The following is a 22,034-nucleotide window of genomic DNA, read 5'->3' on the forward strand; positions in this document are numbered from 1 at the left end:
GCGATTGTGTGACGGAGAGTTAAAATGAAGTTTGTTGATGAAGCGACAATTCTGGTCGTCGCCGGTGATGGCGGTAATGGTTGCGTCAGCTTCCGCCGCGAAAAATATATTCCGAAAGGCGGCCCTGACGGGGGTGATGGCGGGGACGGCGGTGACGTTTATCTGATCGCCGACGAAAACCTCAATACCCTTATCGATTATCGTTTCGAAAAATCTTTCCGCGCCGAGCGTGGACAGAACGGCCAGAGCCGCGACTGTACCGGCAAACGCGGTAAAGATATCGAAATCAAAGTGCCGGTCGGCACCCGTGTTATCGACCAGGGAACCGGCGAGACACTGGGCGACATGACGCGTCACGGCCAGAAACTGATGGTCGGCAAAGGCGGCTGGCATGGCCTGGGCAACACCCGTTTCAAATCGTCGGTAAACCGCAGCCCGCGTCAGAAGACCATGGGTACGCCGGGCGAGAAACGCGATCTGCAGCTGGAGCTGATGCTGCTGGCGGACGTCGGTATGCTGGGTCTGCCAAATGCCGGTAAATCGACCTTTATCCGTGCCGTCTCAGCCGCTAAACCCAAAGTGGCGGATTATCCGTTTACAACGCTGGTGCCCAGCCTCGGTGTGGTGCGTATGGACAGCGAGCAGAGCTTTGTTGTGGCGGATATCCCGGGTCTGATCGAAGGCGCGGCCGAGGGGGCGGGCCTGGGTATTCGCTTCCTGAAGCACCTTGAACGCTGCCGTGTGCTACTGCACCTGATTGACATCGATCCTATCGATGAAAGCGATCCGGTTGAAAATGCGCGCATCATTCTGAGTGAGCTGGAAAAGTACAGCGATAAGCTGTTCAACAAGCCACGCTGGCTGGTCTTCAATAAGGTGGACCTGATCGGTGAAGAAGAGGCGCAGGCGCGGGCGAAGGCGGTAGCGGAAGCACTGGGCTGGGAAGATAAGTATTACCTGATCTCTGCCGCAAGTCAGATCGGCGTCAAAGAACTCTGCTGGGACGTGATGAGCTTCATCAACGCTAACCCGAAAGAAGCGGAGCCTGAAGAGAAGCAGCCGGAGAAAGTGGAATTCATGTGGGATGATTACCACAAGGAAACCCTTGAAAATGCGGTGGAAGCCGAAGACGACGAGTGGGACGACGAGTGGGACGATGAAGACGACGAAGGCGTTGAAATCATCTATCAGCGTTAATCTGACCCCGGCGATAACGTGATATCCGATGCCCCCTTTCAGCCTGAAAGGGGGCATCGTTGTTTTCGGAGCCCGTCACCGCCACGTACAGGTTCATCAGCGGCCAGAGTGCGCGAAAAAACGCAGCAGGGCAGTGGCCTGCTGCATGCATCAGCGTTACCAATCAGTTGTTCTGATTGATATCGCGATAGAGCCGGCTTTCAAATCGTACCAGCGGAATGCGACGGGTTCGTTGATCTTCCGGCGGAACCGCATAGCCGGAGAGGAACTGGACAAAGGCGACCCGGGCTCCACTGGAGGTCGTAATGAACCCCGCCAGGTTGTAGACGCCCTGCAGCGAACCGGTTTTTGCCGAGACCTTGCCATCGAGTCCCGCCTCATGCAGTCCGCCACGATACTGCAGCGTGCCATCATAGCCCGCCAGCGGCAGCATCGAAATGTAATCCAGCGTATTGTCATTTTTCGCAATAAACTGCAAAACCTGCATCATGGTCTGTGGCGAAATCAGATCGTGACGTGACAGCCCGGATCCATCTACCTGAATGCTGTTGCCCATGTCGATACCGGCTTTAGTTTTCAGGATGCGACGAACAGCATCCTGTCCGGCGCGAAATGTGCCAGGTACATTAAAGTAGTGATGGCCGATGGTGCGAAACACGGTGTCGGCAATCATGTTGTCTGACTTCTTCAGCATGGTATGCAGCAGCGTATGCAGCGGTGCGGACTGCGTCGAGGCCAGTACGGTACCCGGTTCAGTCACCTGAGTCTGGCGCACCAGGTGGCCGCTGTAATCGATCTCAGATGCGCGCAGTTCCGCTTTGAGTATCTCCCCCGCCCAGGCGGCGCCATCCTGCACAGCAAAGGCCAGCGGCAGCGGTTCGGCACGCTGGCGCATACAGCCAGTCAGGGTGTAGCGGTTCAGCTCGCCTGGCACAACATCCAACTCACAATATTGTCCTTCGCCGCTGTTGCGCCCGATAGTGCGCACCTGGCTGTACATGTGGGCCGGATAATAGGAGGCGATGCGCACGAAGGCGTTCTCACCCGGGGTATTCGCACTGTAGAGCGACACCGAGAAGCAGTTCTTATCCACGATAGCCGCGCCTGGCGGGGCGCTGAAGCATTGAGTCATGTCGTTCCACGGCCAGCCCGGCGCCATGTCGTGACTGGCAAAGACCGAGGTATCGATAACCAGATTGCCTTTGATATGGCTGATGCCCTGTTTTTTCAGTGCAGCCACCATGTTGCGCAGATCCTGACGGCTTAAGGTGGGATCGCCGCCGAAACGCGCCACCAGGTCACCATTCAGGGTGCCATCTATAATGGCACCGCGGGTTTCAAACGTGGTCTGAAAACGGTAATCGCCACCCAGTTCCAGCAGCGCCGCCAGTGCTGTCACCACTTTCATGGTACTGGCGGGCAGGGCCATCTGTTTTCCGTGGTAATCAATGATCGGGGCAGACGCCCCCACTTTCTGCACCATTAACGCCAGATTGGCGCCGTCTGGCAGGTACTGCATGTATTCATCAACTGGCGCTGCGTGCGCCTGCAGCATAAATGCGCAGCTTAATCCGGTAACAAGTCGTGAAAATCGCATAATCTCGCGGTAACTGGCAGGTGAGGGCGTCAATACTACGTCGCTGGATGGGTCAAAGTAAACGATGACCCGCAGGGAACTCTGGGGTAAAATACGTATCAAATTGCAAAACTCTTTTCTGGCCTGGAAGCATCTCCGGGTCAGGTTTCTTTTATTTGCAAAACGGGCTAATGCGCTGCAGAAAGCTTTTTCTGTAGCCACCGGTCAGGATGACATCGTAAAACAGGAAAGATGGCGAGGAGCTTAAATGAATCAGATTCCGATGACGTTAAGAGGCGCTGAAAGATTGCGCGAAGAGCTGAACGAGCTGAAAACCGTGAAGCGTCCGCGCATTATCGCCTCTATCGCTGAAGCACGCGAACATGGCGATTTGAAAGAGAATGCGGAGTATCACGCAGCGCGTGAAGAGCAGGGCTTCTGTGAAGGCCGTATTCAGGAGATTGAAGCCAAACTCTCCAATGCGCAGGTCATTGACGTAACGCAGATGCCGAAAACTGGCCGGGTGATCTTTGGTGCCACCGTGACCGTACTAAACGTTGAAACCGACGAAGAAGCAACCTACCGCATTGTGGGCGATGACGAAGCGGACTTTAAGCAAAATCTGATTTCGGTCAATTCGCCAATGGCGCGAGGCCTGGTGGGCAAAGAGGTCGATGATGTGACCGTCGTAAAAACCCCGGGTGGCGATGTAGAGTATGAGATCCTGAAGGTGGAATACATTTAAGATGTTGCTACGCTTTGAAAAGCGTTAAAGCACAATGTAAAGAAAGGAAAAAGGCCGCATTGCGGCCTTTTATCTGAGGTAAGAGCATGTCACTTTCTTTGCCCGCCTAGCGTGGCAGAGAAATCTTGCTCTCTTTAGACGGGCGATACAGCACCAGCGTTTTGCCGATCACCTGTACGTTGCTGGCACCGGTCTCACGCACGATAGCCTCAACGATCAGCTGCTTCGTTTCACGATCTTCTGAGGCGATTTTTACCTTGATCAGTTCGTGATGTGACAGAGCCTGCTCGATTTCGGCCAGCACGCCTTCAGTCAGGCCATTACCGCCCAGCATAACGACAGGTTTGAGCGGATGGGCGAGGCCCTTGAGGTGCTGTTTTTGTTTGGTACTTAGATTCATCGTAGTTTTTTACTTACTCAGGGATTGAAAACGGTTCATTCTACCGCCATCTCGGGTATATCACCAAATCGACGCAACCCATTGCGTGCAGGTTTATCGCTACGATGACGATTTAGTTGGAAATATTATGACGGGTAAAAAGCGTTCGGCCAGCTCCAGCCGCTGGCTTCAGGAACACTTTAGCGATAAATATGTGCTTCAGGCGCAGAAAAAAGGGTTGCGTTCGCGCGCCTGGTTTAAACTTGATGAAATACAACAGGGTGACAAGCTTTTCAAACCCGGTATGACCGTGGTAGATCTGGGGGCTGCACCGGGTGGCTGGTCGCAATATGTGGTGCAGCAAATCGGAAATAAAGGGCGAGTCATTGCCTGCGATATCCTGCCAATGGATCCGATTGTCGGTGTCGATTTCCTTCAGGGCGATTTTCGTGAAGAATCGGTGATCAATGCGCTGCTTGAGCGTGTTGGTGATCAACAGGTTCAGGTCGTCATGTCTGATATGGCGCCGAACATGAGTGGTACACCTGCCGTAGATATTCCCCGGTCGATGTATTTAGTTGAACTGGCGCTGGAAATGTGTCGGGATATTCTGGCACCTGGCGGCAGTTTTGTAGTGAAAGTGTTTCAGGGAGATGGCTTCGATGAATACCTGCGGGAAATTCGCTCCCTGTTTACGAAAGTGAAAATTCGTAAGCCGGACGCTTCACGTTCACGTTCACGTGAAGTGTACATTGTGGCGACTGGGCGCAAACTATAACCAAATTGCTGGAGAGGTCCGCAGCGTTGCTGCGATTCCATGTATGCAGGATCTATAGTACCCTACGCTATCTGTTAACACCGTTGTAATATGAGGTTAATCCCTTGAGTGACATGGCGAAAAACCTGATTCTCTGGTTAGTCATCGCGGTCGTGCTGATGTCAGTATTCCAGAGCTTTGGGCCCAGCGAGTCGAATGGCCGTCGGGTTGATTATTCAACCTTCCTGTCGGAAGTGAACCAGGATCAGGTCCGCGAGGCACGTATTAACGGGCGTGAAATTAACGTTATTAAAAAAGACAGCAATAAATACACGACCTATATTCCTGTCAACGATCCTAAGTTGCTCGATAACCTCTTGACCAAAAACGTCAAAGTGGTGGGCGAACCGCCTGAAGAGCCAAGCCTGCTGGCCTCCATCTTCATTTCGTGGTTCCCGATGCTGCTGCTGATCGGCGTGTGGATCTTCTTTATGCGTCAGATGCAGGGCGGCGGCGGAAAGGGCGCGATGTCCTTCGGCAAGAGCAAAGCCCGCATGCTGACGGAAGATCAGATCAAAACCACGTTTGCTGACGTCGCGGGCTGTGATGAAGCGAAAGAAGAAGTGGGTGAGCTGGTCGAATATCTTCGTGAGCCAAGCCGTTTCCAGAAGCTGGGTGGCAAGATTCCAAAAGGCGTGCTGATGGTGGGGCCACCGGGTACCGGTAAAACCCTGCTGGCAAAAGCGATTGCCGGTGAAGCGAAGGTGCCGTTCTTCACCATCTCCGGTTCTGACTTCGTGGAAATGTTTGTCGGTGTCGGTGCATCCCGTGTGCGCGACATGTTCGAACAGGCCAAAAAAGCTGCGCCCTGCATCATCTTTATCGACGAGATCGACGCCGTCGGTCGTCAGCGTGGTGCCGGTTTAGGCGGTGGCCACGATGAGCGTGAGCAGACCCTGAACCAGATGCTGGTTGAGATGGATGGTTTCGAAGGTAACGAAGGTATCATCGTTATCGCCGCAACAAACCGTCCTGACGTGCTGGACCCTGCGCTGCTGCGTCCAGGCCGTTTTGACCGTCAGGTCGTGGTTGGCCTGCCAGATGTCCGCGGTCGTGAGCAGATCCTGAAAGTCCACATGCGCCGTGTGCCACTGGCCACCGATATCGATGCTGCTATCATTGCACGCGGTACGCCTGGCTTCTCCGGTGCTGACCTGGCTAACCTGGTCAACGAAGCTGCACTGTTTGCCGCCCGCTCCAACAAGCGTGTGGTTTCTATGGTGGAGTTTGAGAAAGCGAAAGACAAAATCATGATGGGTGCGGAACGTCGCTCCATGGTGATGACGGAGTCGCAGAAAGAGTCAACCGCCTATCATGAAGCAGGCCACGCCATCATTGGTCGTCTGGTACCCGAGCATGATCCGGTGCATAAAGTGACTATTATTCCGCGCGGTCGTGCACTGGGTGTGACTTTCTTCCTGCCTGAAGGCGACGCGATCAGCGCCAGCCGTCAGAAGCTGGAAAGCCAGATCTCTACGCTTTACGGCGGTCGTCTGGCCGAAGAAATTATCTACGGTGTCGAACACGTTTCAACCGGTGCGTCGAACGACATTAAAGTTGCGACAAACCTGGCGCGTAACATGGTGACGCAGTGGGGCTTCTCTGAAAAGCTGGGTCCGTTACTGTATGCAGAAGAAGATGGCGAAGTCTTCCTTGGCCGTTCCGTTGCGAAAGCGAAGCACATGTCTGATGAAACGGCTCGCATCATCGACCAGGAAGTGAAACACTTGATCGACAGCAACTACCAGCGCGCACGTCGCATTCTGGGAGAGAACATGGACATCCTTCACGCGATGAAAGACGCGCTGATGAAGTATGAAACCATCGATGCTCCGCAGATCGATGACCTGATGGCCCGCCGCGAAGTGCGTCCGCCAGCAGGCTGGGAAGACCCAGGCAGCAACTCAGACAACAACGGCACGCCTAAGGCACCACGTCCGGTTGATGAACCGCGTACGCCGAATCCAGGCAACACCATGTCTGAGCAGTACAACAAATAAGACGAAACCTCGTCAGACAAAACCCCGGCTGGTCCGGGGTTTTTTACATCCGGATAGTGACCAGTAAGGAGTTTTTGCCATGAAGTTGTTCGCCCGTGATTCCCATCTCGATTTATCGTTTCCGCATGTGATGGGCATTCTGAATGTCACGCCGGACTCCTTCTCAGATGGCGGCAGGCATAACGCGCTGGTCGATGCACTGACGCATACCAACGAGATGGTCAATGCCGGCGCGACGATTATCGACGTGGGCGGTGAATCGACTCGTCCTGGTGCAGATGAGGTAAGCGAGGAAGAGGAGCTGGAGCGGGTCATCCCGGTGATCGAGGCCATCGCCCAGCGTTTTGAAGTCTGGATTTCAGTCGACACCTCTAAGGCGGCGGTGATCCGGGAAGCGGCGCGAGTGGGCGCTCACATCATTAATGACGTCCGGTCGCTGTCTGAACCGGGTGCGCTGGAAGCCGCAGCTGCAACCGACCTGCCTGTCTGTCTGATGCACATGCAGGGTGAACCGCGCACCATGCAGCAGGCTCCCCACTATGAAAATATCCTGAGCGAAGTGGACACTTACTTCTCTCAGCAGATCGCGCGCTGCGAGGCGGCAGGGATTAAAAAAGCGCGACTGATACTCGACCCGGGCTTCGGTTTCGGTAAAAATCTCAGCCACAACTATGAACTGCTGGCGCATCTCAGTAATTTTCATCACTTCGGCCTGCCACTTCTGGTGGGAATGTCGCGTAAATCAATGATTGGCCAGCTGTTAAATGTCGGTCCGTCGCAGCGTTTAACCGGTAGCCTGAGTTGCGCGGTGATCGCTGCCATGCAGGGCGCGCAGATTATTCGCGTGCATGATGTAAAAGAGACAGCCGAAGCAATGCGCGTGGTCGAAGCGACCCGAAGAGCAAAAGGATAAATATGAGTAATCGTAAATATTTTGGTACAGACGGCATCCGCGGCAAGGTCGGTGAAGCGCCGATCACACCCGATTTCGTCCTGAAGCTGGGCTGGGCCGCCGGTAAGGTACTGGCGCGTCACGGTTCGAAAAAGATCATCATCGGCAAAGATACACGCATCTCTGGTTATATGCTGGAGTCTGCGCTGGAAGCGGGTCTCGCCGCCGCTGGCCTGACGGCCGCGTTTACCGGCCCGATGCCGACGCCCGCCATCGCCTATCTGACCCGCACTTTCCGCGCAGAGGCGGGAATTGTCATCTCAGCCTCGCACAACCCGTTCGATGATAATGGTATTAAGTTCTTCTCATCCGAGGGAACGAAACTGCCCGATGACGTCGAAGAAGCGATTGAGCTGGAGATGGAGAAGCCGATTACCTGCGTTGAATCTGCGCAGCTTGGTCGTGCCAGCCGCATCGTGGATGCCGCGGGACGCTATATTGAATTCTGCAAAGGCACTTTCCCCAGCGAACTGAGCCTGAATGGTCTGAAGATTGTGGTCGACTGCGCCAATGGCGCCACTTATCACATCGCCCCGAATGTCCTGCGTGAACTGGGTGCCACCGTGATTGCTATCGGCGTTCAACCGGACGGTATGAACATCAATAAGGCGTGCGGTGCCACCGATCTGGAACTGCTTCAGCAGCGTGTTCTGGCGGAGAAGGCCGATATCGGGCTGGCCTATGATGGCGACGGCGACCGTATCATGATGATTGACCATCTGGGCGAAAAAGTGGATGGCGACCAGATCCTTTACATCATTGCTCGCGAGGCTCTGCGTCAGGGGCAGCTACGTGGCGGAGTGGTCGGGACGCTGATGAGCAACATGGGTCTGGAGCTCGCGCTGAAACAGCTCGGCATTCCGTTCACCCGCGCCAAAGTGGGCGATCGCTATGTGCTGGAGAAGATGCAGGAGAAGGGCTGGCGTCTCGGTGCCGAGAACTCCGGCCATGTCATCCTGCTGGATAAAACCACCACGGGTGACGGCATCGTTGCAAGTCTGCAGGTGCTGACCGCCATGGTCCGTAACCACATGAGTCTGCACGACCTCTGCAGCGGTATGAAGATGCTGCCTCAGGTGCTGGTCAATGTCCGCTTTGCTGGTGAACATGATCCCCTGCAGAGTGAGGCCGTAAAAAGTGTCACTGCCGACGTCGAAAAAGTGCTGGCGGGACGCGGACGCGTCTTGCTGCGCAAATCGGGTACGGAACCGTTGATTCGCGTGATGGTAGAGGGCGAAAATGAGGCGCTGGTGACTGAACTGGCCAACCGTATCGCCGATCAGGTTAAAGCGGTTTAATACGGTAACGGGCAGTTCTGATCGCACAGAACTGCCTGTAAAATCACCGTGATGGCGCTTTTTTCTGCAATCAGTTCGGGCGGTGAAAATTGCACTTGCAGAGATATGCGCCTTTGGTTAGTATTCACACCCGCTTCTGATGGGTGATGACGAGACTCCCCATCAATACTGGTTGAAGCTTTAACTGTACGATTATCGTGCAAGGAACAGGTTGAATATGTACGAAGCTCTTTTAGTTGTTTTCCTTATTGTAGCGATTGCCCTCGTGGCTATGATCATGCTGCAGCAAGGCAAAGGCGCTGATATGGGAGCCTCATTTGGTGCAGGCGCATCCGGTACAGTGTTTGGTTCTTCGGGTTCAGGTAATTTCCTGACACGTACGACCGGCATTTTAGCGGCACTGTTCTTCATCATCAGCCTGGTTCTCGGTAATCTGAACAGTAATAAGTCTTCGAAAGGAAGCGAGTGGGAAAATCTTTCTGCGCCGGCACAGTCTTCTCAACAGACTGAAAAGCCAGCTCAACCGGCAACACCGGGCAGCGATATTCCTAAGTAAAGTCGTCAGCACAACGTATCGTTGTGGTCAGTGCAGTGCCGTGGTGGTGGAATTGGTAGACACGCTACCTTGAGGTGGTAGTGCCCGATTGGGCTTACGGGTTCAAGTCCCGTCCTCGGTACCAAATCGTAGTATCCCTTGCATTTTATGCAGGTCTGGCGTATTATTCGCCACGTTTTCGGACGCGGGGTGGAGCAGCCTGGTAGCTCGTCGGGCTCATAACCCGAAGGTCGTCGGTTCAAATCCGGCCCCCGCAACCACTTTCCCTTTGAGTTCTTTTTCAAATATACTGTATGCATCGACGGACGCATTCACGGCTATTTTTTGAAAGAAAATTCTTTGGATGGAGTCCGGGCCGCTTAGCGGCATACAGGGTCCAGTGATTAAAAGCCCCGACTATTCGGGGTTTTTTGTTATTAGCGAATCGTAATACTGGGCTATAGGCCCTTTTTTTATGTCTTGGGGGTGGGCTTGTCCACATTAGAGCAAAAATTGACAGAGTTGGTATCGGCTCCCGTAGAAGCGCTGGGTTACGAACTGGTTGGAATTGAATTCGTTCGTAGTCGCACATCTATCCTGCGCATCTATATTGATAGTGAAGATGGCATCAATGTCGATGATTGCGCCGATGTCAGCCACCAGGTAAGCGCGGTAATGGATGTAGAAGATCCTATTACTGTGCCTTACAACCTTGAAGTCTCTTCACCGGGACTCGATCGTCCTCTGTTCACCGCAGAACACTACACCCGTTTTATGGGTGATGAAGTGAGCCTGGTGTTGCGTATGGCCGTTCAGAACCGCCGTAAATGGCAGGGGATCATTAAGTCAGTTGATGGCGAGATGATCACGGTGCACGTAGAGGGTAACGATGAAGTGTTCGCGCTGAGTAATATTCAGAAAGCGAACCTGGTCCCCCACTTTTAAAAGTCCGGATTGAGGCTAACCAGGATGAACAAAGAGATCTTAGCTGTTGTAGAAGCCGTTTCTAACGAAAAAGCCCTGCCGCGTGAGAAAATCTTCGAAGCGCTGGAGAGCGCGCTGGCGACTGCGACCAAGAAAAAGTACGAGCAGGAAATTGAAGTACGCGTCAGCATTGATCGCCGCAGTGGCGACTTCGATACTTTCCGCCGCTGGGAAATCGTTGAAGAGGTAACTCAGCCGACGCGCGAGATCACGCTGGATGCGGCCCGCTTCGAAGATGAAGCATTCAATCTGGGCGACTTTGTTGAAGATCAGATTGAATCGGTCACCTTTGACCGTATCACGACTCAGACCGCTAAGCAGGTTATCGTGCAGAAGGTGCGCGAAGCCGAGCGCGCGATGGTGGTTGACCAGTTCCGTGAACAGGAAGGCGAAATTATCACGGGCGTAGTGAAGAAAGTTAACCGCGACAACATTTCCCTCGACTTAGGCAATAACGCTGAAGCGGTCATTCTGCGCGAAGATATGCTGCCGCGCGAAAACTTCCGCCCGGGTGACCGCATTCGCGGCGTTCTTTACTCTGTCCGCCCGGAAGCCCGTGGCGCACAGCTGTTTGTGACGCGCTCTAAACCCGAAATGCTGGTTGAACTGTTCCGCATTGAGGTGCCGGAAATCGGTGAAGAACTGATTGAAATTAAAGCCGCTGCCCGTGATCCAGGTTCGCGCGCTAAAATTGCAGTCAAAACCAATGACAAACGTATCGATCCGGTGGGTGCCTGTGTGGGCATGCGCGGTGCACGCGTTCAGGCTGTTTCCAGCGAACTGGGCGGTGAGCGTATCGATATCGTGCTGTGGGACGATAACCCGGCGCAGTTTGTTATTAATGCCATGGCGCCGGCTGATGTGGCGTCAATCGTGGTTGATGAAGATAATCACACGATGGATATCGCCGTCGAAGCTGGCAATCTGGCTCAGGCGATCGGCCGTAACGGCCAAAACGTGCGTCTCGCTTCGCAGCTCAGCGGCTGGGAGCTGAACGTGATGACCGTCGATGATCTGCAGGCGAAGCATCAGGCTGAAGCGCATGCGGCGATCGATATGTTTACTAAACATCTCGACATCGATGAAGAGTTCGCCACCGTTCTGGTGGAAGAGGGCTTCTCCTCGCTTGAAGAGCTGGCATACGTGCCAATCAACGAGCTGCTGGAAGTTGACGGCCTCGACGAAGAGACCATTGAAGCCCTGCGTGAACGAGCAAAAAATGCGTTAACCACCCTGGCACTGGCGAAAGAAGAGAGTTTTGGAAATCAGGAGCCCGCTCCGGATCTTCTGAATCTTGAAGGCCTCGATCGTGCACTGGCGTTCCGCCTGGCGTCAAAAGGCGTCTGCACGCTGGAAGATCTCGCTGAGCAAGGTGTTGACGATCTGACGGATATTGAAGGCCTGTCTGATGAACAAGCCGGCGCGCTGATTATGGCCGCGCGTAATATCTGCTGGTTCGGCGATGACGCGTAATAACAGGAAGGAACAGCATGACAGATGTAACCGTAAAATCGCTGGCCGCAGAAATTCAGACTCCGGTCGATCGCCTGGTACAGCAATTTGCTGATGCGGGGATTCCGAAGTCTGAAAATGACGCCGTGACCCAGCAAGAGAAAGAAACCTTACTATCTCACCTGAACCGTGAACACGGTCAGGTCGGTTCAGCTAAGCTGACGCTGCAGCGTAAAACGCGCAGCACCTTGAATATTCCAGGCACCGGGGGTAAAAGTAAGTCGGTGCAAATCGAAGTCCGCAAAAAGCGTACCTATGTGAAGGGTGATGCAGAGGCTGAGCAAGCTCAGGCAGAAGCTGAAGCCGAGGCGCAGCGTGAAGCGGAAGAGCAGGCGCAACGCGAGGCTGAAGAAAAAGCCCGTCGCGAAGCTGAACAGAAAGCGCAACGTGAAGCCGAAGACAAAGCCAGGCGCGAAGCCGCTGATAAGGCCAAACGTGCAGCAGCGGAAAATGACAAAGTGACAAATCAACCTACCGACGAAGTGACCAGGGCTGCGCAGTCAGATAAAGCCCGTCGCGAAGCTGAAGCCGCTGAACTGAAGCGTAAAGCTGAAGAAGAAGCCCGCCGTAAGCTCGAAGAGGCTGCCCGCCTTGTAGCAGAAGAAGCCCGCCGTCTGGCTGAAGAGAAATCAGCAGAGTGGGAAAAACCGGAAGAAGAGGATAAAGGCGACTATCACGTCACTACCTCGACTCACGCCCGTCAGGCAGAAGATGAAAACGATCGTCAGGTAGAAGCGGGCCGCGCACGTGCGCGCACGACCGCTAAAGCCACGCGTCCGGCAAAAAAAGGCAACAAGCATTCTGAAGCCAAAACTGACCGTGAAGAAGCGCGTGCGCAGGTTCGTGGCGGTAAAGGCGGCAAGCATCGCAAACCAAGCGCACTGCAGCAGGGCTTTAACAAGCCAGCGCAGGCCGTGAACCGCGATGTGGTGATTGGCGAAACCATCACCGTTGCTGAACTGGCAAACAAAATGGCCGTGAAAGGTTCTCTGGTCATTAAAGCGATGATGAAGATGGGCGCAATGGCGACCATCAACCAGGTCATCGATCAGGAAACCGCACAGCTCGTCGCCGAAGAGATGGGCCACAAAGTGACCCTGCGCCGTGAAAACGAGCTGGAAGAGGCGGTAATGGACGATCGTGACACTGATGCAGCGCAGGAATCACGCGCGCCAGTGGTGACCATTATGGGCCACGTCGACCATGGTAAAACGTCTCTGCTGGACTATATCCGCTCCACCAAAATCGCCTCTGGCGAAGCGGGCGGCATTACACAGCACATCGGTGCTTACCACGTTGAAACCGACAACGGCATGGTCACCTTCCTGGATACCCCGGGTCACGCCGCGTTTACCGCGATGCGTGCACGTGGTGCACAGGCGACGGATATCGTTATTCTGGTGGTTGCTGCGGATGATGGCGTGATGCCACAGACCATCGAAGCTATTCAGCACGCTAAAGCGGCTAAAGTGCCGGTTGTGGTTGCGGTGAACAAGTGCGACAAGCCAGAAGCGGATCCGGATCGTGTTAAGAACGAACTGACTCAGTACGGCATCATTCCGGAAGAGTGGGGCGGCGAAAACATGTTCGTCAACGTCTCTGCGAAAGCAGGTACCGGTATTGATGACCTGTTGAATGCTATCCTGCTGCAGGCGGAAGTTCTGGAACTGACCGCTATTCGTGCAGGTATGGCGAGCGGTGTGGTTATCGAATCGTTCCTCGACAAAGGTCGTGGTCCGGTTGCTACCGTACTGGTACGCGAAGGTACACTGAACAAAGGCGACATCGTTCTTTGTGGCTTTGAATATGGCCGCGTTCGTGCAATGCGTGACGAACTGGGTCGCGAAGTCATGGAAGCGGGTCCGTCTATTCCGGTTGAGATTCTTGGCCTGTCCGGCGTGCCGGCTGCGGGTGATGAAGCAACGGTAGTCCGCGACGAGAAGAAAGCGCGTGAAGTGGCACTCTATCGTCAGGGCAAATTCCGTGAAGTGAAACTGGCTCGCCAGCAGAAATCGAAGCTTGAGAACATGTTTGCTAACATGACCGAAGGCGAAGTGTCTGAACTGAACATCGTCCTGAAAGCGGACGTTCAGGGCTCTGTGGAAGCGATCTCTGACTCCCTGCTGAAACTCTCTACCGACGAAGTGAAGGTAAAGATTGTGGGTTCAGGCGTGGGCGGGATCACCGAAACCGACGCGACTCTGGCAGCGGCATCCAACGCTATCCTGATTGGCTTCAACGTTCGTGCCGATGCCTCTGCGCGTCGCGTCATTGACTCAGAAAGCCTGGATCTGCGCTACTACTCCATCATCTATAACCTGATTGATGAAGTGAAAGCGGCAATGAGCGGTATGCTGGCACCTGAGTACAAACAGCAGATTATCGGTCTGGCTGCGGTGCGCGACGTGTTCAAATCTCCGAAGTTTGGCGCCATTGCGGGTTGTATGGTGACGGAAGGTAACATCAAGCGTAACAATCCAATCCGCGTTCTGCGTGACAACGTTGTAATTTACGAAGGCGAGCTGGAATCTCTGCGTCGCTTTAAAGATGACGTCAACGAAGTGCGTAACGGCATGGAGTGCGGTATCGGCGTGAAGAACTACAACGACGTTCGCGTTGGCGATATGATCGAAGTGTTTGAAATCATCGAAATTAAACGCACCATCGAGTAATAGACTGCTGATGTGTTGCAATTTGGGAGGCCTCTGGCCTCCCGAATTATTTGGGAGAAATAATGATGGCGAAAGAATTTGGTCGCCCGCAGCGCGTGTCACAAGAGCTGCAGAAAGAGATTGCGATAATCCTGCAGCGTGAGATCAAAGATCCCCGTCTGGGCATGATGGTCACCGTGTCAGGCGTAGAAGTGTCACGCGACCTCGCCTATGCAAAAGTCTTTGTCACTTTCCTCAACGATCAGGATGAAGACGCGGTTAAGCAGGGTCTGAAAGCCCTGAAAGAGGCGTCCGGCTATATCCGCATTCTGCTGGGCAAAGCGATGCGTCTGCGTATCGTGCCTGAACTGACGTTCTTCTACGACAACTCATTGGTCGAAGGGATGCGCATGTCCAATCTCGTGACCAGCGTTGTGAAAAACGATGCAGAGCGTCGTGGCCCGGATGCCACTGGCGATGACGAGGAGGCGTAATGAGTCGTCCGCGTCGTCGCGGCCGCGACGTCCATGGCGTGTTGTTGCTGGATAAGCCACAAGGCGTCTCGTCGAATGATGTCCTGCAGAAAGTAAAGCGCATCTTCAATGCGAATCGCGCAGGACATACCGGCGCGCTGGATCCGCTGGCGACCGGCATGCTGCCGATTTGCCTGGGTGAAGCGACCAAGTTTTCGCAGTACCTGCTGGACTCCGACAAACGCTACCGTGTGATCGCCCGACTGGGTGAGCGGACCGACACCTCCGATGCCGATGGCAATATTGTGCAGACGCGTCCGGTCAGCTTTACGCAGGCCGATCTGGACAGCGCACTGGAGAGCTTCCGCGGCGACACGCTGCAGATACCTTCCATGTTTTCGGCACTGAAGCATCAGGGGCGTCCGCTGTATGAATATGCGCGTCAGGGCATTGAAATTACGCGTGAGCCCCGTCCGATTACGGTCTACGAGTTGCAGTTTATTCGCTGGCAGGATAATGAGCTGGAGCTGGAGATTCACTGCTCCAAAGGCACCTATATTCGTACCATCATCGATGACCTGGGTGAAAAGCTGGGATGTGGCGCACACGTGATTATGCTGCGTCGCGTACAGGTTGCGCGTTACCCCTTTGAACGGATGGTGACGCTGGAGCAGCTCAATGCGCTGCTGACAGAAGCCACCGAAGCCGGTATCCCGCTGGAGACGCAGCTTGATCCGTTGCTGCTGCCGATGGACAGTCCTGCATCTGATTTCCCGGAAGTGAATATTCCGCCAGCGGTAGCAGACTTCTTCCGTATGGGGCAGCCGGTGCAGGCCAGTCACGCGCCTGCGCAAGGGCTGGTCAGGGTATCAGAAGGCGAAGCACGCAAGTTTATCGGCATGGCTGAAATTGCAGCCGATGGCCGGCTGGCACCCCGTCGTTTAGTGGTCGAATATCAGGATTAAGCGGCGCCTTCGCTTTTCGCTGATAGGGCATTTGCGTTGCTATCAGGCGCAGAGTAGAATAGCGCGGCTTTAAAGCGGGATGCTGAATTAGAGATCGGCACCCATACATTCATTTATTACCGGAGTTTATTATGTCTCTAAGCGTAGAAGCTAAAGCAGAGATCGTTGCTAAATATGGTCGTGGTGCTAACGACAGCGGTTCAACCGAAGTACAGGTTGCCCTGCTGACCGCGCAGATCACCCATCTGCAGGGGCACTTCTCTGAGCACAAAAAAGACCACCACAGCCGCCGCGGCCTGCTGCGCATGGTATCTCAGCGTCGTAAGCTGCTGGACTACCTGAAGCGTAAAGACGTTGCACGCTACAGCAGCCTGATCGAGAGCCTCGGTCTGCGTCGCTAAGTCTGAAAAATCTGGTCGTCAGGGGTGTCACGCGGGCATTTGCACGGTGTGCAGCTTACGATCAGATTTGTGCGAGTTTCGTGAAGAGGGGGCCTTTATGGCCCCTTTTTTCGAGCAAGCGGCAGCAATCCGGGCCAAACTGATGTATTGTTGCTTTGTGTGATCTTGAGTTTGCAGAATTTCGCGCGGCTAATGAGAGGCTTTACCGCAGGGGCGGTCGAGGGTTGTCATTAGTCGCGAGGATGCAACTGAAGATTGGTAATCAATGGCGGGCTACAGATAGCCTTGCCCCGAAGTTAAGGACTTTGATTTTGCTGAATCCGATCGTACGCAAATTCCAATATGGTCAACATACTGTCACGCTGGAAACCGGCATGATGGCTCGCCAGGCGACTGCCGCAGTCATGGTGAGCATGGACGATACTGCTGTGTTCGTCACTGTAGTTGGCCAGAAAAAAACCAAACCAGGTCAGGATTTCTTCCCACTGACTGTCAACTATCAGGAGCGTACCTACGCGGCTGGTCGTATCCCGGGTAGCTTCTTCCGTCGCGAAGGCCGCCCAAGCGAAGGCGAAACGTTGATTGCGCGTCTGATTGACCGCCCGATTCGCCCGCTGTTCCCGGAAGGTTTCATCAACGAAGTCCAGATCATTGCGACCGTTGTGTCTGTAAACCCACAGGTTCATCCGGACATCGTTGCCATGATCGGTGCTTCCGCTGCGCTGTCTCTGTCGGGCCTGCCATTCAACGGCCCAATCGGTTCTGCACGCGTGGGTTACATCAACGACCAGTACGTTCTGAACCCGACGGCCGATGAGCTGAAACAGTCCCGTCTGGATCTGGTTGTTGCGGGTACGCAGAATGCCGTTCTGATGGTGGAATCTGAAGCAGAGATCCTGTCAGAAGAGCAGATGCTGGGCGCCGTGGTCTTTGGTCACGAGCAGCAGCAGATTGTTATTGAAAACATCAACGCGCTGGTCGCAGAAGCGGGCAAACCACGCTGGGACTGGCAGCCGGAAGCTGCTAACACGCCACTGATCTCGCGTGTTGCCGCACTGGCTGAAGCGCGCATCAGCGATGCTTATCGCATCACGGATAAGCAGGAGCGTTACACCCAGGTTGGCGTCATTAAAGACGAAACCATTGCGGCGCTGCTGGCTGAAGACGAAACGCTGGATAGCGCTGAGATTGGCGATATCGTACACAGCCTTGAGAAAAACGTCGTTCGTACCCGTATCCTGAATGGCGAGCCACGTATTGATGGCCGCGAAAAAGATATGATCCGCGGTCTGGACGTTCGCACTGGCGTGCTGCCACGTACTCATGGTTCATCACTGTTTACCCGTGGTGAAACGCAGGCACTGGTTACGGCAACGCTGGGTACAACCCGCGATGCACAGAACCTGGATGAGCTGATGGGCGAACGTACCGACAGCTTCCTGTTCCATTACAACTTCCCTCCTTACTCTGTCGGCGAAACCGGCATGGTAGGCTCGCCGAAGCGTCGTGAAATTGGTCACGGTCGTCTGGCGAAGCGCGGCGTGTTAGCCGTTATGCCTAAAGTGGAAGAGTTCCCTTACACCGTGCGTGTCGTATCTGAAATCACCGAATCTAACGGCTCTTCTTCAATGGCCTCAGTCTGTGGTGCTTCTCTGGCACTGATGGATGCGGGTGTACCAATTAAAGCCGCCGTTGCAGGTATCGCAATGGGCCTGGTGAAAGAAGATGAGAAGTTTGTTGTTCTGTCTGACATTCTGGGCGACGAAGACCACCTGGGTGATATGGACTTCAAAGTAGCCGGTAGCCGTGAAGGTATCACCGCGCTGCAGATGGACATCAAAATCGAAGGCATTACGCGTGAGATCATGCAGGAAGCGCTGAACCAGGCCAAGGGTGCGCGTCTGCACATTCTGGGTGTGATGGAGCAGGCTATCAGCACGCCACGTACTGAGATTTCTGAATTTGCGCCTCGCATCTATACCATTAAGATCAGCTCCGACAAGATCAAAGATGTGATTGGTAAAGGCGGCTCAGTGATTCGTGCGCTGACCGAAGAAACCGGCACAACGATCGAAATCGAAGATGACGGTACCGTGAAGATCGCTGCGACCGACGGTCTGAAGGCGAAAGAAGCGATTCGTCGTATCGAAGAGATTACTGCTGAGATCGAAGTTGGCCGCATTTACAGTGGTAAAGTAACCCGTATCGTTGACTTCGGCGCCTTCGTGGCTATCGGCGGCGGTAAAGAAGGTCTGGTTCATATCTCACAAATCGCAGATAAGCGCGTTGAGAAAGTGACTGACTATCTGCAGATGGGTCAGGAAGTACCGGTTAAGGTGATGGAAGTTGACCGTCAGGGCCGCGTACGTCTGAGCATCAAAGAAGCGACAGAATCTAAGCCGCAGACTGAAGAAGCTGCAGCGGTGACTACGCCTGACGCGGAATAAATCGTTGCTGATTTGCCCTTCTTTGCCTGGCGGAGAAGGGCATTTGTATCATCGCGAGGGCGGGAATCCTTGTGCAGGGCATGCGGATGACAGGATGGTTGTCCCAATGTTTGTATTCGGGAGTGGGAAATGAAGCCTTTTCTGCGCTGGTGTTTTGTTGCGACAGCTCTGACGCTGGCAGGATGCAGCAACTCCAATTGGCGTAAGAACGAAGTTCTTGCAGTGCCTTTACAGCCCACACTGCAACAGGAAGTGATACTGGCGCGCATGGAACAAATACTTGCCAGTCGCGCCCTCACCGATGATGAACGCGCACAGCTGTTATATGAGCGCGGAGTGTTGTATGATAGTTTAGGTCTGCGGGCATTAGCGCGGAACGATTTTTCGCAAGCGCTGTCTATAAGACCAGATATGCCTGAAGTGTTTAACTACTTAGGCATATATTTAACGCAGGCGGGCAACTTTGATGCCGCCTATGAAGCGTTCGATTCTGTACTTGAGCTTGAACCAACTTACAACTATGCGCATTTAAATCGTGGTATCGCCCTCTATTACGGTGGTCGATACAAGTTAGCGCAAGATGATCTGCTGGCGTTTTATCAAGACGATCCTAACGATCCTTTCCGCAGTCTGTGGCTCTACCTCGTTGAACGAGAGATGGATGCCGACAAGGCAAAAGTTGCGCTTCAACAGCGCCACGATAAAGCGGTCAGAGATCAATGGGGATGGAATATTGTCGGGTTCTACCTTGGAGATATCAGCGAGAAAGCGCTGATGGAGAGTCTCAAGGCGGACGCAACGGATAACACCTCGCTCGCTGAACATCTCAGTGAAACCAACTTCTATTTAGGTAAGTACTACCTAAGTCTGGGGGAGAAGGACGACGCGAAAGCGTTGTTCAAACTGGCGGTGTCTAACAATGTTAACAATTTTGTTGAACACCGATACGCATTGTTGGAACTGGCGCAACTCGGCCAGGCACAAGACGATTTATCAGAATCTGACCAGCAATAGCTGACGAACTTAATTTGCCTGTAACACCTGTAAAGTCATCATCTACTAAGATGAGGGCTTTTCTGTTCGTCAAAACTTCTAATTTGAGCCGGTTCACACTTTTTGATGAAAATGACTGAAAGTTTTCACGACGAGTTATGTAGACTGGCCGCCGCAATCTAAGAGGCACGTGTACTACATGACTGATATTCAAACCACTTTTGCTGACCTTGGCCTGAACGCCGACATCCTTGAATCACTGAATGGCATGGGCTACGTAAAGCCTTCCCCGATCCAGGCTGAGTGTATTCCTCACCTGCTGGCGGGCCGTGACGTGTTGGGCATGGCGCAGACCGGGAGTGGTAAAACTGCGGCGTTCTCACTGCCGCTGTTAAACAACATTGACCCTGCTGTTAAAGCACCTCAGATTCTGGTGCTGGCACCGACCCGCGAACTGGCGGTACAGGTTGCTGAAGCAGTGACTGAATTCTCTAAACACATGCGCGGCCTGAACGTAGTTGCCCTGTATGGCGGCCAGCGTTATGACGTGCAGTTGCGCGCACTGCGTCAGGGACCACAGGTTGTTGTGGGTACCCCTGGCCGTCTGCTTGATCACCTGAAACGCGGCACGTTAGATCTCTCTAACCTGCGCGGCCTGGTGCTGGATGAAGCAGATGAGATGCTGCGTATGGGCTTCATCGAAGACGTTGAAACCATCATGGCGCAGATTCCGGAAGGTCATCAGACTGCACTGTTCTCTGCAACTATGCCGGAAGCGATTCGTCGCATCACCAAACGCTTCATGAAAGATCCACAGGAAGTGCGTATTCAGTCAAGCCTGACCACGCGTCCTGACATCAGCCAGAGCTACTGGACCGCTTACGGTCGTAAAACGGATGCACTGGTTCGCTTCCTGGAAGCGGAAGATTTCGATGCTGCCATCATCTTTGTGCGCACTAAAAACGCCACGCTGGAAGTGGCTGAAGCCCTGGAGCGTAGCGGTTACAACAGCGCGGCACTGAACGGTGACATGAACCAGGCACTGCGTGAGCAGACGCTGGAGCGCCTGAAAGATGGTCGTCTGGACATCCTGATTGCAACCGACGTTGCGGCCCGTGGCCTGGACGTTGAGCGCATCAGCCTGGTTGTGAACTACGACATCCCGATGGATGCGGAGTCTTACGTTCACCGTATCGGCCGTACCGGCCGTGCCGGTCGTGCCGGTCGTGCGCTGCTGTTCGTTGAGAACCGCGAGCGTCGTCTGCTGCGCAACATCGAACGTACGATGAAGCTGACAATCCCTGAAGTAGAACTGCCTAACGCAGAACTGCTGGGTCAGCGTCGTCTGGCCAAGTTCGCCGCTAAAGTCCAGCAGCAGCTGGAGAGCAGCGATCTGGATCAGTACCGTGCTCTGCTGTCCAAGATGCAGCCAGAAGATGAGCTGGATCTGGAAACGCTGGCAGCCGCACTGCTGAAGATGGCACAAGGCGAACGTCCTCTGATTCTGCCACCAGAAGCACCACGTCCGCCACGTCGCGAATACCGCGATCGTGACGACCGTGATGGCCGTCGTGACAGCCGTGACGCGCGTGGCCCACGTGACAGCCGTGATGGCGACCGTCCACGTCGCGAACGTCGTGACGTTGGTGAAATGCAGCTCTACCGCATCGAAGTGGGTCGTGATGATGGTGTTGAAGTTCGTCATATCGTTGGCGCTATCGCTAACGAAGGCGACATCAGCAGCCGTTACATCGGTAACATCAAGCTGTTCGGCAACCACTCGACTATCGAGCTGCCAAAAGGCATGCCAGGCGATGTGCTGCAGCACTTCACCCGTACACGTATTCTGAACAAGCCGATGAATATGCAGCTGCTGGGTGATGCACAGCCACACGAAGGTCGTGGTGATCGCCGTCCTGCGGGCGGTGATCGTCGCAACGGTCCTGGTGCGGGCAACCGTGAAGGTGGCCGTCGCTTCTCCGATCGCCGTGAAGGCGGTCGCGAAGGCGGACGCAGCTTCAACCGTGAAGGTGGTCGCGGTCCACGTCGTGAAGATGGCGCAGCCGCTCCACGTCGTCGTGATGCTTAACGACATCATGTCGTAATAAA

General features: G+C 54.2%; 19 protein-coding genes and 2 tRNA genes. 19 read left to right on the plus strand and 2 right to left on the minus strand.

The genetic code is table 11. The features are described from left to right. The first annotated feature begins 24 nt into the window (after nt 1-24). Nucleotides 25-1,197 carry an Obg family GTPase CgtA gene (gene cgtA / locus ACLHDD_RS17430; RefSeq protein WP_427105057.1) on the plus strand — a complete coding sequence of 391 codons (1,173 nt, stop codon included), beginning with the start codon at nt 25-27 and terminating at the stop codon, nt 1,195-1,197. Between the two features lie 163 nt (nt 1,198-1,360). On the opposite strand, the gene dacB is transcribed toward cgtA, so the two are convergent. Beyond that, nucleotides 1,361-2,794: a serine-type D-Ala-D-Ala carboxypeptidase gene (dacB, locus tag ACLHDD_RS17435; protein ID WP_427105058.1), complete on the minus strand. Its 1,434-nt coding sequence runs from the start codon at nt 2,792-2,794 to the stop codon at nt 1,361-1,363. 247 nt (nt 2,795-3,041) lie between these two features. Here dacB and greA point away from each other — a divergent pair, with 247 nt between their 5' ends. After that, nucleotides 3,042-3,518 carry a transcription elongation factor GreA gene (greA, locus tag ACLHDD_RS17440; RefSeq protein WP_111139587.1) on the plus strand — a complete coding sequence of 159 codons (477 nt, stop codon included), beginning with the start codon at nt 3,042-3,044 and terminating at the stop codon, nt 3,516-3,518. Between the two features lie 106 nt (nt 3,519-3,624). Here the strand turns inward: greA and yhbY are convergent, their stop codons facing one another. Next, nucleotides 3,625-3,918 (minus strand): ribosome assembly RNA-binding protein YhbY, encoded by a 294-nt coding sequence (gene yhbY / locus ACLHDD_RS17445; RefSeq protein ID WP_010251809.1) that lies wholly within the window; start codon nt 3,916-3,918, stop codon nt 3,625-3,627. 127 nt (nt 3,919-4,045) lie between these two features. Between yhbY and rlmE the strand changes: the two genes are divergently transcribed. From rlmE to ACLHDD_RS17530, 17 genes are all read left to right on the plus strand, one after another. Next, a complete protein-coding gene (rlmE, locus tag ACLHDD_RS17450) occupies nt 4,046-4,675 on the plus strand; it encodes a 23S rRNA (uridine(2552)-2'-O)-methyltransferase RlmE (RefSeq protein ID WP_128084012.1) in 630 nt (209 codons plus the stop codon). 113 nt (nt 4,676-4,788) lie between these two features. Beyond that, complete coding sequence (ftsH, locus tag ACLHDD_RS17455; protein WP_427105059.1) at nt 4,789-6,714, plus strand: ATP-dependent zinc metalloprotease FtsH; 1,926 nt, start codon at nt 4,789-4,791, stop codon at nt 6,712-6,714. Between the two features lie 79 nt (nt 6,715-6,793). After that, nucleotides 6,794-7,627: a dihydropteroate synthase gene (gene folP, locus ACLHDD_RS17460; RefSeq protein ID WP_427105060.1), complete on the plus strand. Its 834-nt coding sequence runs from the start codon at nt 6,794-6,796 to the stop codon at nt 7,625-7,627. Nucleotides 7,628-7,629: 2 nt separating this feature from the next. Continuing rightward, the gene (gene glmM / locus ACLHDD_RS17465; protein ID WP_427105061.1) at nt 7,630-8,964 is read left to right on the plus strand and encodes a phosphoglucosamine mutase; all 1,335 of its coding nucleotides are present in this window, start codon (nt 7,630-7,632) and stop codon (nt 8,962-8,964) included. A 217-nt stretch (nt 8,965-9,181) separates the two neighbouring features. Further along, a complete protein-coding gene (gene secG / locus ACLHDD_RS17470) occupies nt 9,182-9,520 on the plus strand; it encodes a preprotein translocase subunit SecG (RefSeq protein ID WP_111139583.1) in 339 nt (112 codons plus the stop codon). A 37-nt stretch (nt 9,521-9,557) separates the two neighbouring features. Then, nucleotides 9,558-9,644, plus strand: a tRNA-Leu gene (locus ACLHDD_RS17475). Nucleotides 9,645-9,703: 59 nt separating this feature from the next. Next, nucleotides 9,704-9,780, plus strand: a tRNA-Met gene (locus tag ACLHDD_RS17480). Between the two features lie 211 nt (nt 9,781-9,991). Next, nucleotides 9,992-10,444 carry a ribosome maturation factor RimP gene (rimP, locus tag ACLHDD_RS17485; protein ID WP_139805862.1) on the plus strand — a complete coding sequence of 151 codons (453 nt, stop codon included), beginning with the start codon at nt 9,992-9,994 and terminating at the stop codon, nt 10,442-10,444. A gap of 24 nt (nt 10,445-10,468) precedes the next feature. Further along, nucleotides 10,469-11,956: a transcription termination factor NusA gene (gene nusA / locus ACLHDD_RS17490; protein ID WP_313652890.1), complete on the plus strand. Its 1,488-nt coding sequence runs from the start codon at nt 10,469-10,471 to the stop codon at nt 11,954-11,956. A gap of 17 nt (nt 11,957-11,973) precedes the next feature. Then, entirely contained in the window at nt 11,974-14,667 is a 2,694-nt protein-coding gene (infB, locus tag ACLHDD_RS17495) for a translation initiation factor IF-2 (protein WP_427105062.1), read from the plus strand. Between the two features lie 65 nt (nt 14,668-14,732). Continuing rightward, entirely contained in the window at nt 14,733-15,140 is a 408-nt protein-coding gene (gene rbfA, locus ACLHDD_RS17500) for a 30S ribosome-binding factor RbfA (protein ID WP_313653199.1), read from the plus strand. Next, complete coding sequence (truB, locus tag ACLHDD_RS17505; protein ID WP_427105063.1) at nt 15,140-16,084, plus strand: tRNA pseudouridine(55) synthase TruB; 945 nt, start codon at nt 15,140-15,142, stop codon at nt 16,082-16,084. Before rbfA ends, truB begins: the two co-directional genes overlap by 1 nt. A 131-nt stretch (nt 16,085-16,215) precedes the next feature. Beyond that, nucleotides 16,216-16,485 carry a 30S ribosomal protein S15 gene (gene rpsO, locus ACLHDD_RS17510; RefSeq protein ID WP_003851063.1) on the plus strand — a complete coding sequence of 90 codons (270 nt, stop codon included), beginning with the start codon at nt 16,216-16,218 and terminating at the stop codon, nt 16,483-16,485. A gap of 311 nt (nt 16,486-16,796) precedes the next feature. Then, nucleotides 16,797-18,932, plus strand: a complete 2,136-nt coding sequence (gene pnp / locus ACLHDD_RS17515) for a polyribonucleotide nucleotidyltransferase (RefSeq protein WP_427105064.1) — start codon at nt 16,797-16,799, stop codon at nt 18,930-18,932. Between the two features lie 129 nt (nt 18,933-19,061). Beyond that, nucleotides 19,062-19,946 carry a lipoprotein NlpI gene (nlpI, locus tag ACLHDD_RS17520; protein WP_427105065.1) on the plus strand — a complete coding sequence of 295 codons (885 nt, stop codon included), beginning with the start codon at nt 19,062-19,064 and terminating at the stop codon, nt 19,944-19,946. Between the two features lie 105 nt (nt 19,947-20,051). Next, the gene (yrbN, locus tag ACLHDD_RS17525) at nt 20,052-20,108 is read left to right on the plus strand and encodes a protein YrbN (RefSeq protein WP_098053093.1); all 57 of its coding nucleotides are present in this window, start codon (nt 20,052-20,054) and stop codon (nt 20,106-20,108) included. A gap of 16 nt (nt 20,109-20,124) precedes the next feature. Continuing rightward, complete coding sequence (locus ACLHDD_RS17530) at nt 20,125-22,014, plus strand: DEAD/DEAH family ATP-dependent RNA helicase (protein WP_427105066.1); 1,890 nt, start codon at nt 20,125-20,127, stop codon at nt 22,012-22,014. Nucleotides 22,015-22,034: the final 20 nt, after the last annotated feature.

Origin of the sequence: Pantoea sp. NSTU24 (assembly GCF_050157905.1) — a bacterium.
In the GTDB taxonomy this organism is placed as follows: Bacteria; Pseudomonadota; Gammaproteobacteria; order Enterobacterales; family Enterobacteriaceae; genus Pantoea.